This is a genomic window from Bacillus sp. UNC437CL72CviS29 (assembly GCF_000482345.1).
In the GTDB taxonomy this organism is placed as follows: Bacteria; Bacillota; Bacilli; order Bacillales; family Bacillaceae_G; genus Bacillus_A; species Bacillus_A arachidis.
Genome location: NZ_AXVB01000003.1, coordinates 80,063 through 92,358, shown reverse-complemented (window position 1 = coordinate 92,358; position 12,296 = coordinate 80,063). Strand labels below are relative to the sequence as shown.

Annotated in this window: 9 protein-coding genes and 2 riboswitches; of the genes, 4 read left to right on the top strand and 5 right to left on the bottom strand. The window is 36.9% G+C overall.

Going from position 1 to position 12,296, the window contains the following annotated elements:
* Positions 1–33: 33 nt before the first annotated feature.
* The 3 genes from M014_RS0100490 to M014_RS0100480 are packed head-to-tail and all read right to left on the bottom strand — an operon-like array spanning position 34 to position 6,341.
* Complete coding sequence (locus M014_RS0100490) at positions 34–1,092, bottom strand: undecaprenyldiphospho-muramoylpentapeptide beta-N-acetylglucosaminyltransferase (RefSeq protein ID WP_026589933.1); 1,059 nt, start codon at positions 1,090–1,092, stop codon at positions 34–36.
* A gap of 18 nt (positions 1,093–1,110) precedes the next feature.
* Positions 1,111–4,509, bottom strand: a complete 3,399-nt coding sequence (gene metH, locus M014_RS0100485; RefSeq protein WP_026589932.1) for a methionine synthase — start codon at positions 4,507–4,509, stop codon at positions 1,111–1,113.
* Positions 4,509–6,341, bottom strand: a complete 1,833-nt coding sequence (locus M014_RS0100480; RefSeq protein ID WP_026589931.1) for a bifunctional homocysteine S-methyltransferase/methylenetetrahydrofolate reductase — start codon at positions 6,339–6,341, stop codon at positions 4,509–4,511. The genes metH and M014_RS0100480 overlap by 1 nt, the downstream gene beginning before the upstream one ends.
* A 69-nt stretch (positions 6,342–6,410) precedes the next feature.
* Positions 6,411–6,521, bottom strand: a riboswitch (SAM riboswitch).
* Positions 6,522–6,721: 200 nt separating this feature from the next.
* Positions 6,722–6,834, top strand: a riboswitch (SAM riboswitch).
* Positions 6,835–6,928: 94 nt separating this feature from the next.
* Here M014_RS0100480 and M014_RS0100475 point away from each other — a divergent pair.
* The 3 genes from M014_RS0100475 to M014_RS0100465 all read left to right on the top strand — a co-directional run bounded on the left by M014_RS0100475 (position 6,929) and on the right by M014_RS0100465 (position 10,039).
* Entirely contained in the window at positions 6,929–8,041 is a 1,113-nt protein-coding gene (locus M014_RS0100475; protein ID WP_026589930.1) for a methionine biosynthesis PLP-dependent protein, read from the top strand.
* On the top strand, positions 8,038–9,201 hold the full coding sequence (gene metC, locus M014_RS0100470; protein WP_026589929.1) for a cystathionine beta-lyase: 1,164 nt from the start codon (positions 8,038–8,040) through the stop codon (positions 9,199–9,201). Before M014_RS0100475 ends, metC begins: the two co-directional genes overlap by 4 nt.
* A 547-nt stretch (positions 9,202–9,748) precedes the next feature.
* Positions 9,749–10,039: an ArsR/SmtB family transcription factor gene (locus M014_RS0100465; protein ID WP_000894376.1), complete on the top strand. Its 291-nt coding sequence runs from the start codon at positions 9,749–9,751 to the stop codon at positions 10,037–10,039.
* A gap of 147 nt (positions 10,040–10,186) precedes the next feature.
* Here the strand turns inward: M014_RS0100465 and M014_RS0100460 are convergent, their stop codons facing one another.
* Together M014_RS0100460 and M014_RS0100455 are read right to left on the bottom strand one after the other, a co-directional pair.
* On the bottom strand, positions 10,187–11,293 hold the full coding sequence (locus M014_RS0100460; RefSeq protein ID WP_026589928.1) for a class I SAM-dependent methyltransferase: 1,107 nt from the start codon (positions 11,291–11,293) through the stop codon (positions 10,187–10,189).
* A 14-nt stretch (positions 11,294–11,307) separates the two neighbouring features.
* On the bottom strand, positions 11,308–11,937 hold the full coding sequence (locus tag M014_RS0100455; protein WP_026589927.1) for an MBL fold metallo-hydrolase: 630 nt from the start codon (positions 11,935–11,937) through the stop codon (positions 11,308–11,310).
* Positions 11,938–12,106: 169 nt separating this feature from the next.
* Between M014_RS0100455 and M014_RS27655 the strand changes: the two genes are divergently transcribed.
* Entirely contained in the window at positions 12,107–12,280 is a 174-nt protein-coding gene (locus tag M014_RS27655; protein ID WP_026589926.1) for a DUF2759 domain-containing protein, read from the top strand.
* Positions 12,281–12,296 lie beyond the last annotated feature (16 nt).

Below are 12,296 nucleotides of genomic sequence, written 5' to 3'. Positions count from 1 at the left end.
CATTCTATTTAAAAAGGCATGATTTTTTTAAAATCATGCCTCCTCAATATATTTCACAATAGTCTGCACTGCTTCTTTTCCACTATATTTTTTTAATTCTTTTTTATACTTCTCATAATTACGATTTAAACTTTCTATCTGTTTTATAAGAGATGTCACTGTTACATTTTCTTCATATAAAACGGATGCATACCCTTGTCTTTCAAACGATTGTGCATTCAAAATTTGATCACCGCGACTTGCAGTTTTCGGTAGTGGAATTAAAATCATTGGCTTTTGCAATGTTAAAAATTCAAAAATCGCATTTGATCCAGCACGTGAGATGACAAAATCCGTTGCCCCTAATACATCTGGTAATTCATCCTGCACATATTCAAATTGCCTATACCCTTCTATACCTTGTAACTTCCCATCTAAATTTCCTTTTCCACATAGGTGAACAACTTGATAAATTTTAAGGAGCTGTGGCAATGCTTCTCGTACTGCCTCATTGATTTTCTTTGCCCCTAGACTTCCTCCCATAACCGTGATGACCGGTTTTCTAGTATGGAATCCAAGAAAGTTCAATCCTTTTTCACGATTTCCACGTAGCACTTCTTCTCTCACGGGTGAACCTGTATAAACAACCTTTTCTTTCGGCAAATGCTTCGCAGCTTCCTCAAATGTAACAAATATTTTCGAAGCAAAGCGGAGTACAATTTTATTCGCTAACCCTGGTGTCATATCAGACTCGTGTAGCAAAACTGGTACACGATTTAACCACCCACCAATCACTACTGGTACAGATACAAAACCACCCTTTGAAAAAATAACATCCGGTTTTAATTTTCGTATTCGTATATAAGAATCCATGACACCCTTCATAACAAGAAAAGGATCTTTTATATTTTTCAAATCAAAATAACGGCGCAACTTTCCGCTTGCTATCCCATAGTATGGGATTCCTTCGTTCTCTATAATCGCTTTTTCAATTCCTTGATGAGAACCAATATAAGAAATATCCCAATTCTTTTCTTGCAAATGTGGAATAATTGCTAAATTGGGCGTCACATGTCCAGCTGAACCACCGCCTGTAAAGACTATTCTTTTCATACCTCTCCCCCTTCTACACTATAGTACACTAAAATATCGTGCTTCGGGGTGAGCAAATACCATTGCCGTTACAGATGCTTCAGGTTCCATCATAAATCCTTCTGTTAGTGAGATTCCGATTTCCTCTGGCTGAATTAAACGAAATAGTTTTTCTTGATCAGCAAGTTCTGGACAAGCTGGATAACCAAAAGAAACGCGAATCCCTTGATATTTCGTACGAAATCGTTCTTCCATCGTCATCTCCGGTGAATCCGGAATTCCAAAGCGGTCACGAATCAACATATGTGTTTTTTCAGCAAGTCCCTCTGCTAGTTCCAGCGCTAATGATTGAATAGCGTGACTGCGTAAATAATCCCCCTTCTCTTTCCACTCCTCCGCGATTTCTCGAACACCTTGTCCAACTGTAACAGATAAAAAGGCGACATAATCCATTTCATCACCAATAGGACGTAAATAATCTCCTAATGTACGGTACGGTGCTTTTCCTTGTCTTGGGAATGAAAAACGCTCTAGTACACGTGTATGGTCTTCTGGATCATAAATAATAATAGTTTGTCTGTCACTTTGAGCAGGGAAGAATTGATACACAACTTTTGGCTTTAGCCAGGACTGTCCTTCTTGCAATAACTCATCAATTAAATCGTTTAATTCATGTGCCCTCTTATCACCTTCTTTTAATAACTTTTTCACATTTCCTTTTAAACCAAGATGATGACCAATTAACATTTGTCTATTTAAAAATGGTGCAAGGTGTGAAACTGGAATATCACGAAGTACGACCCGCTTTGTTGAGTCTGGCACCCTGACTTTCGCTCGTGGCAACGGTTCAATACCAACTGGTATCTCCACTTTTTTCTCCTCTTGTTTCACAACATGAATACGGCGATTTTTTTTATCCTGCTTCATTTTTTCTCGTTCTTCTTCTTTTTGTAATCGATTGATAAGGTCAAGCCCTATCATTGCATCGCTTGCATATAACACAAGTCCATTATAAGAAGGTGAAATACGATTATCTGTAAACTTTCTCGTCAATGCTGCACCACCTACAACAATTGGAATATCAATATTTGCCGCTTGTAAATCTTCGGCAGTTGCTACCATTTGTTGTGCCGATTTTACTAATAATCCCGAAAGTCCGATAATATCTGGCTTCTTTTCTTTCACTTCTTGAACAATGCGATCGGAGCGTACATTGATTCCTAAATTAACAATTTCATAGCCGTTATTCGATAAAATAATTTCTACAAGGTTTTTGCCAATATCATGTACGTCTCCTTTTACAGTTGCTAACAATACTTTTCCTTTTTTCGCACTATCACTAGATTCCATATAAGTCTCTAAATATGCAACAGCGGCTTTCATACTTTCAGCACTTTGTAATACTTCAGCAACGATAAGCTCATTGTTATTAAATAAACGACCTACTTCATCCATCCCGGTCATAAGTGGACCGTTAATAAGATCAAGTGGTTTTCTTCCTTCTGTTAGCGCAAGACTTAAATCTTCATGTAAGCCCTGCTTCGTTCCTTCTACAATGTAATTTGCTAATCTTTCATCAAGCGTTAATGTTTCTTGTATAATCACTTCTTTTTTCTTGGCAACTCGGTAAAAATTCGTAAATTCTTCTAGAGTTTCTTTCGTTGTTTCGAATAATAGTGCATCTGCTATTTCCTTTTCCTCATCTGGAATTGATGCATAGCGCTCTAGCTTTTCAGTATTCACGATAGCATAATCAAGCCCAGCCTTTGTTGCATGATATAAAAAGACCGAGTTTAACACCTCACGACCCGCTGGCGGTAAACCAAACGATATATTACTTACTCCTAAAATCGTTAAACATTCTGGCAGCGCTTCTTTAATAAGACGAATTCCTTCTATCGTCGCTGCTGCCGATCCAATATATTCTTCATCACCAGTTCCAACTGGAAAAACGAGTGCATCGAAAATAATATCCGAGGGACGTATACCGTATTTCTTCGTTAATAATTCATAACTTCTTTTTGCGATTTCTAACTTTCTTTCTGCACTAACTGCCATGCCCTCTTCATCAATCGTCCCAACTACAATTGCTGCACCATATTTCCGGAGAAGCGGCGTCACTTTCTCAAAACGCTCCTCTCCGTTTTCTAAATTAATAGAGTTAATAACACCCTTGCCTTGTATATACGTAAGAGCTTTTTCCATAACATTCTCATCCGTTGAATCTACCATAATCGGAACTTTTAATACTTTCGTTGCTTCTGCCAAAAAATTCTCCATATCTTCCACTTCATCACGATCTGGATCTGCCATGCAGATATCAATAATATGAGCATTTTTCTTCACTTGCGCCCTCGCAATTTCAGCAGCCTCTTCAAAACTCCCTTCAGCTACTAATCGTTTAAACTTTCTTGATCCAATAACATTTGTTCTCTCTCCAACAAATAACGGCCTCATAGAATCATCATATTGCAATGCTTCTAAACCACTAATCCCATGCCCCTCCCGCTCATGGTTCTCGCGTGGTTTAAGAGACTCGAGTGAAGATTTAATTGCTCTTATATGATTAGGTGTTGTCCCGCAACAACCGCCAATAATATTAATCCACCCTTCTTCAACAAACTGTTTCACCTTTTCTGCAAGTGAAGTCGGTGACTCATGATAATGTCCATCCTCGTCTGGAAGACCAGCATTTGGATAGCAAGAAATATAACACTCCGAAAGATCTGACAAAGAACGGATATGTTCTCGCATAAATTCCGGGCCTGTAGCACAGTTTAATCCGACAGACAATGGTTTCATATGCTCAACTGATAAATAGAATGCCTCTATCGTTTGTCCCGCTAATGTTGTTCCCATCGGTTCAATGGTTCCTGAAATCATAAGAGGAACAGTATAATTCACTTCTGTAAATGCTTGCTGGATCCCTAAATACGCCGCTTTTACATTACGCATATCTTGACTCGTCTCAACAAGCAACACATCAACGCCGCCCCGCAATAATCCTCGTGCTTGTCTCGTATATGCTTCAATTAATTCATTAAATGTTACACCACCCGTTACACTAATTGCTTTTGTCGTTGGTCCCATCGCACCGGCTACATATACTTCTTTACCACTCTCACTTACAGCTTGCTTTGCTAGCTGGGCTGCTCTTTCATTCAACTCTTCATCTAAATGAGATAACTCGTAATCATGTAATACAATATTTGTAGCACCAAACGTATTTGTTTCAATAATATCCGCACCAGCTTCAATATAAGCTTTATGGATACCTAAAATCACATCTGGCCTTGTTTTTACTAAGTATTCATTACACCCTTCATATTCTTCTCCGCCAAAATCTTCAGCAGTTAAATCCGCCTGCTGAATCATCGTTCCCATCGCACCATCTAATATTAAAATATCATGTTGTAATCTCTCTTCTATCAGTCTCATCAATAGATTCCCTCTTTCATTTCTTGCTTTTCTTTCACATACTTCACAAGATTTTCTGTAATTTCATATTTCAAAAATGGTGTAATGAGATAAATGCCGTTAAAGTATTTCATCGCAGCATCAATTAATTCTTGTGAAATGCGAATTCCTTCTTCAACTGCAGCTCCTTGTGTTTCATGCCCATCCATTCGCTGCCTTACTTCCTCAGGTAGAGTAATACCCGGTACTTCAAAATGAAGAAAATCAGCATTTCGTTTGCTCACTAAAGGCATAATTCCAATAAAAATCGGTTGTTCTAAATGTTTTGTTGCCTCATACACCTCTTCAATTAAAGCTACATCGTAAATAGGCTGTGTTAAAAAATATTCTGCACCCGCTGCGATTTTTCTCTCCATCCGCTTCACCGCTGCTTTTAAATGCCTTACATGTGGATTAAAAGCTCCTCCAACAGAAAATCTTGTCGCAGGACCAATAGATTTCCCTAATATGGATCGGCCATCATTCATTTCTTTAATCATTTTTATTAATTCAATAGAAGACAAATCATATACAGAAGTCGCTCCTGGAAAATCCCCAACTCGCGCCGGATCACCCGTTAAGGCTAGCACTTCTTCCATTCCTAAAGCTGATAAACCAAGTAAATGTGATTGTAAACCAATGACATTATGATCACGACACGTTAAATGCATTAGCACCGGAATATCATGCTTCGTTAATAATGCTCCCATTGCCATATTTGAAATACGCGGAGATGCTAACGAATTATCTGCTAACGTAATCACATCTGCTCCTGCTCTTTTCAATGCCCTTGCTCCCTCAAAAAAACGCTGTGTATCCAATGTTTTTGGAGGGTCCAATTCAACAACCACTGTTGTTTGCTTCTTCGCTTTTTCTGCAAGAGTAACATGAGTGCTAGCACGTTTTGTTTGCATATGAACCACTTGTTGTTTTTGAACAATTTGTTTTTCTGTAACAGGCGTTACATTCGCAATCGCACGCTTCATCCTTTCGATATGTGCTGGTGTTGTGCCACAACACCCTCCGAGCAAACGAATACCTTGTTCAATAAATTTCGGTGTCATCTCTTCAAAATAAGCAGGGCTTCCTTCATATACGTATCGTCCTTCTACATAGTTTGGAAGGCCCGCATTTGGATAAGCTGATAAATAACCATTTTTCGGAATCGATATCATTTTAAAAGCTTCCGTCATATGAAGCGGGCCTAACTGACAATTTAATCCGACTACATTCGCACCGTAATCTAAAAGCTGTTTTAATACTTCATTTACATCATTTCCATTTTGTGTTGTTCCTGCTTCATGAAGCGCCAGCTGTGCAATAATTGGAATATCTGTTTGTTTTCGTAGTACTTTTACGGCATGTAACAATTCAAATTCATCATAAAAGGTTTCTAATAATAATCCATCAACCTTTTCTTCTAATAATGCCCCGGCCTGTTCAAGTAGCATAAACTCTCGTTCCATATCAGTCGTTGTGACGGCTCCGATATGCTTCATACCACCAATCGTCCCTAAAATTGCATTCTTGTCTGTCACAGCCGCTTTTGCAAGTTTGACTGCGGCTTTATTAATTTGGGCGACCCGGTTTTCTAAACCATACATACGCAATTTCGCCTCATTTGCACCATATGTATTTGTTTGAATAAGATCTGCTCCAGCAGCTACATATTGTTTATGAATAGATATAATAAGATCTGGATCAGATAAGTTTAGTTCCTCAAAACTACTTTGCAAACCATGAGAATGTAATAATGTGCCAATTGCACCATCACCAATAACAATTCCTTTCGATAATAAATCTAGAATTTTCACCTATCTCCCTCTTTTCTATCAATATAAAAACCCCTCTTCACCTTGAAGAGGGGGACATCATGAATCCTCCTCTTATCATGCAAAACGAATTGTTTTGCAGGTATTAGCACCGTTTCAAACATTTCGTTTGAAGGTTGCCGGGTTTCACAGGGCCAATCCCTCCACCGCTCTCAATAAGAGTTTTTCTTTATTATTAATCTATTTTTAAAGGAAATACGTGTACCTTTTAACAATCTTTGTTAATTTTCTAATAAACTTAGCATGGCATAAACTGAAAGTCAATGTAATTAATTCAAAAATAAAAAATATTTAAAATTAAGTTGCAATTCAATTATCTTTTGTTGTAAAGTAAAAAGCATAATAAAATTTCATACAAACTATTCTTATCTAGAGAGGTAGAGGGACTGGCCCTACGACACCTCAGCAACCATTAACACGTTCGTTAATAAGGTGCTAATTCCAGCAAATTGTAAACAAATTTGAAAGATAAGAAGAAGACTATATTCGCATGAAAGCCTTCTTCTTAGAAGGCTTTTTTATTTTTATCCCGCTGATTAATTTTTCACTTTATAAAGGAGGCATTTCACATGTCAACAATCGAAACAAAACTAGCCCAAATTGGAAATCGAAGCGAAACTACAACAGGAACAGTTAACCCACCCGTTTACTTTTCCACCGCTTATCGCCATGAAGGAATTGGAAAATCAACAGGTTTTGATTATTCACGAACAGGAAATCCAACGCGCGGTCTTTTAGAACGCGCAATTGCTGATTTAGAAGAAGGTCAACAAGGCTATGCCTGTAGCTCTGGAATGGCAGCTGTTCTTCTTATTCTTTCCTTATTCCGCTCTGGAGATGAACTTATCATATCAGAAGATTTATATGGAGGAACCTATCGTTTATTTTCGGAACATGAAGAAAAATGGAATATTCGATGTAGATACGTAGATACACAATCTATAAAACAGATAGAAAAAGCTATCTCTTCTCAAACAAAAGCTATTTTCATAGAAACACCAACCAATCCATTAATGCAAGTAACCGACATTGCAGCTGTCGCAGCCGTTGCAAAACAACATGGGGTCCTTTTGATTGTTGATAATACTTTTTATACACCCTACATACAACAACCATTGACGAAAGGCGCAGACATCGTACTTCACAGTGCGACAAAGTATTTAGGTGGTCATAATGATGTACTAAGTGGCCTTGTTGTTGCAAAAGGTCAGGCACTTTGCGAAGAACTTGCCCACTATCATAACGCCTCTGGTGCTGTATTAAGCCCATTTGATTCGTGGTTATTAATTCGTGGTATGAAAACGTTGGCTCTTCGTATGAAACAACATGAAGAAAACGCAAAGAAAATCGTTTCTTATTTAAACGACGAAGAGGGTGTAACCGATGTTTTTTATCCAGGAAGAGGCGGCATGATTTCGTTTCGTCTTCTTGATGAGAAATGGATAAATTCTTTCTTACAATCTTTATCATTAATTACATTTGCAGAAAGTCTTGGCGGGGTTGAAAGTTTAATGACATATCCAGCAACACAAACACATGCAGATATCCCAGAGGAAGTACGTACAGCACGTGGTGTATGTAATCGTCTCCTCCGTTTCTCCGTCGGCATCGAAAACGGAGATGATTTAATTCAAGACTTGAAACAAGCTATTAAACATGTAAAAGAAGGTGTGAGAATATGAGTTATTCATTAGATACACTCTTACTTCATAACCAATATAAACATGATTCACAAACAGGAGCTGTTAACGTTCCTATTTATAATACATCAACATTTCATCAATTTGATGTAGATACCTTTGGAAAATACGACTACAGTCGCTCTGGGAATCCAACTCGTGATGCACTTGAAGACATCATTGCTTTATTAGAAGGGGGAACAAAAGGATTTGCCTTCGCATCTGGAATTGCAGCGATTTCTACTGCTTTTCTACTTCTCTCACAAGGCGATCATGTTCTCATTTCAGAAGATGTATATGGAGGAACGTATCGTATTGTAACAGAGGTCCTCTCTCGTTACGGTGTTTCACATACATTCGTTGACATGACAAATTTAGAGGCAGTCAAACAAAATATTAAACCGAATACAAAAGTATTTTACATTGAAACACCATCCAATCCTTTATTAAAAGTAACTAACATTCGTGCGGTTTGTGAATTAGCGAAATCTGCTGGGGCTCTTACTTTTGTTGATAACACATTTTTAACACCACTATTTCAAAAACCACTTGAACTCGGAGCAGATATTGTACTCCACAGCGCGACAAAGTTTATTGCTGGGCATAGTGATGTTACAGCTGGGTTAGCAGTTGTTAAAGATGAAGAACTCGCTAAAAAACTGGGCTTCTTGCAAAATGCATTTGGTGCTATATTAGGACCACAAGATTGCTCTCTCGTTCTTCGTGGTTTGAAAACATTACACGTACGTCTTGAACACTCAGCAACAAATGCCAATAAAATTGCTCATTACTTACAAAAGCACTCAAAAATTCAGAATGTGTATTATCCTGGATTAGAATCACACCTAGGCTATGACATACAACAGTCACAAGCACAATCTGCCGGTGCTGTTTTATCTTTCACGCTGCAATCTGAAGATGCTTTGCGACAATTCTTATCCCAAGTCAAACTGCCTGTATTTGCAGTAAGTTTAGGAGCTGTAGAATCCATCCTCTCCTATCCCGCAAAAATGTCACATGCCGCATTATCACAAAAAGCACGTGATGAAAGAGGTATTTCTAATTCATTGCTCCGTTTATCAGTTGGCCTTGAAAATATAGATGATTTAATTGCCGATTTTGACAACGCTCTTTCTTATGTAGAAGAACCTGTGAATGCATAAGAAATTTTTATTCAAACAGTTTTCATTCAACATTGAAATAAAGAAAAGGATAGATCAAGCATATCACAGCCACTTGGTCTATCCTTTTATATTTATTATTATGATACCAATGATTTACAAATTAAGATAATACACCATTCATATATCATCACCACTTATCGTTTTAAGTAAACCTCTAGGGAAATGAAAATGTTTTTTTAAACTATGTTATTCTATACCTTCATTTCATCCAGAATTACATTCTATAAAAACATACAAAATCCTTTTTCTTATTATTTTAAAAATTTTGTATATTCATTTGAAAGAACAAAAAATTCATGATAAAATCGTGTTATAAATGTATCTGTATCTTCAAACATATTGTGATTTTCAACAAAAAACATCGTGTTACAAAACGTACAAATTTAGCAAAGTTATTTACACCCTGGTCTCTTTTCTTACAATTTCTTTACTGTAGAACATTTTTTTTGCAACAACTATTTTCTTTTCTTTAGATTTTTGGTATGTATAGTATGGGTATAACAGCTCGCATGGAGGTGGAAAAAACATGTTAGAAACCTTTCAAAAGGAATTGGAACTATACGAAAATAATGCAGAATTATTGAAGGTTCTTGCTCATCCTGTTCGTTTATGTATTGTAAAAGGATTAATCGAACGCGGTCCGAGCAATGTTTCGACAATGTACACAGGCTTAAATATGCCACAATCCACAATTTCACAGCATTTAGCAAAATTAAAAAGTGCTAAAATTGTTTCTAGTGAAAGAAAAGGATTGGAAATTTACTACAAAGTAGAGAATGAAACAATCATTCAACTTGTTCGTGTATTACTAGGTTAGAGGTAACCAAACAAAAAGGGCGTATTCTATATTTTCTATCTCATATCTTTAATATAAATATATATCATGAGAGAAAATATACAATACTACATATCCTAAAGTCGTATCAAAAAACAAGACGCAGAATAATTCTGTGTCTTGTTTTTTCTATATATGTAAGTACTGCTTTAAATCAAAATGTGACATTCCTTTTTTTTGTATAACAACATCAAAAGCATCACTCATCCCTCCATGTAAAATCATTGAACGAATCGCCCGATTTTGCTTCTGTTTCTCAGAAAAAGGGTCGGAATCTTGATGAATAGCAAGTTGTTCTAATATACCTGCCGCAAGTAAAAACTCCCTTTGTTTCGTATGCCACACTGTATGCAGAGCACTCTCTTCTCCTATTTCTTTCAATTCATCCCAATGAATATGTGCTGTTATATCCATTTCTCCTGGATACTTCAAAGGATTTCGAATGAGCCTATGGTTATAATACCCCCTTATACTCCCTTCATGGTGAGCAGGATGCATCCACTCCGCCTTCGTATATCCATAATCAACTGTGATAAATAAGCCTTCCTCGAACCATTTTGCAACTTCTTGCAAATAAGTTTCCATTGCTATTGGTACCTCAAATCGCTGCCTATCAGAAAGTTGAATATGACGCCTTTGAAGGTAACTACTTACTCTTTCTTCTATCGGCCTTAATACTTCTGTAAGTTTTCCTTCATCTGTATACGTTATTCGTACTTCATACAAAATACTATCTCGCTTCTCAACTACTTCAACAGGAAATGCATCAAACAATTCATTTGAAAAAACAACTCCTGTAAAAGACTCACCTAACTCCTCATAGGATTTGTACTGCGAAACATTTGAAAATGAATCAAGTTGATGTTTTTGTACTTTTCTATGGAAAGAACTTACTTCAACGATAGAATACCGTAACTCTATAAAAGTCTCTGGAGAGAGGTGTTTCCATTCTTGTAAAACAGCATAAGCAAATCTTCCTGTTCCTCCACCAATTTCACAAATATTTGGAGGGATTTCTCCATTTTCAACAAGACGGATAAAAAAACGTGCAAATGTCTTTGCAAATACAGAAGAAATATTACTACTTGTAAAAAAGTCACCATTCCTTCCGATTTTCTCACGTTCTTTCATATAATATCCGCAATCTTCATCATATAGTGCAAGGTTCATATATGTACTATATGAAATCGAATAATCCTTTTCTTTTTCCATCCATTTTCTTAAAACGAACTCCATCCCCGTATAGCTCCTTATTGTAAAAATGGATTATTTTCTTTTTCGAAACCGATATTTGTTTCTGGTCCATGTCCACATAATACCGCTGTATCATCTGGCAGTACAAATAATTTTTCTTCAATGCTCCCAATTAATTCTGCAAAACTTCCACCTGGTAAATCTGTTCGACCAATACTCATTTGGAATAGTACATCTCCTGAAAATATAGCATTTGCCTCTTTACAATAATATGAAATACTACCCGGAGAATGCCCTGGCGTCTCAAACATTTCAAATGTAAAAGATCCAATTGTTAAAGTTCCTTCTCCTTTAATGATTTGATCAGCAGGTTTTGCTGTAATGCTTCGATTCATCATAAAAATTTGTGAACCATTGACAGTCGCATCTCCTAACCAATCTGCTTCCTCTTTATGTACATATACCGGGATATGAAAAGCCTCCCTCACTTCATCGACTGCACCAATATGATCAAAATGAGCATGCGTTAATAAAACTGCAAGCGGCTTTAATTGTTCTTCTTGTAAATACGTTACAAGCTTCTCTCCTTCACTACCTGGATCAAAAATAATACACTCTTTTTGATCATTGATTAAAATATAGGCATTTGTTTGTAATGGTCCTAACGGCATTTGTATCCATTTCATTTTTAAATCTCCTCCAGTTGTTAAACTTACTTTTATGATACAACATTTCTTCCCCTCAGGAAAAGAAACGGTGCTATCTCGACAATCATTTCTAAAACATGTACAATAAAAAAGAACAAATATTTCAAAAACTCAAACGAAAGAATGAGAGAGCAGAGGGGGATCATATATGGGTCTTGTTATTATTTTTGCGCTAGTCACTCTGTTAGCTGTATTCGCCACCCTTAGAACGTTACGTGAAAAAAATCTACTTGCAGGCGGCTTCGCTGTTGCAACTGTACTTGTTTTCGGATGGTTTACGTTTATGACTGTCCTTAATAGCGGATACCCACCAGCTCATTAATTCACTTACAGTTCTA

What these genes read in the sequence shown, in the direction of transcription:
- M014_RS0100490 (WP_026589933.1), bottom strand. Translation starts at nt 1,092, where the DNA reads ATGAAAAGAATAGTCTTTACAGGCGGTGGTTCAGCTGGACATGTGACG.
- metH (WP_026589932.1), bottom strand. Translation starts at nt 4,509, where the DNA reads ATGAGACTGATAGAAGAGAGATTACAACATGATATTTTAATATTAGAT.
- M014_RS0100475 (WP_026589930.1), top strand. Translation starts at nt 6,929, where the DNA reads ATGTCAACAATCGAAACAAAACTAGCCCAAATTGGAAATCGAAGCGAA.
- metC (WP_026589929.1), top strand. Translation starts at nt 8,038, where the DNA reads ATGAGTTATTCATTAGATACACTCTTACTTCATAACCAATATAAACAT.
- M014_RS0100465 (WP_000894376.1), top strand. Translation starts at nt 9,749, where the DNA reads ATGTTAGAAACCTTTCAAAAGGAATTGGAACTATACGAAAATAATGCA.
- M014_RS0100460 (WP_026589928.1), bottom strand. Translation starts at nt 11,293, where the DNA reads ATGGAGTTCGTTTTAAGAAAATGGATGGAAAAAGAAAAGGATTATTCG.
- M014_RS0100455 (WP_026589927.1), bottom strand. Translation starts at nt 11,937, where the DNA reads ATGAAATGGATACAAATGCCGTTAGGACCATTACAAACAAATGCCTAT.
- M014_RS27655 (WP_026589926.1), top strand. Translation starts at nt 12,107, where the DNA reads ATGGGTCTTGTTATTATTTTTGCGCTAGTCACTCTGTTAGCTGTATTC.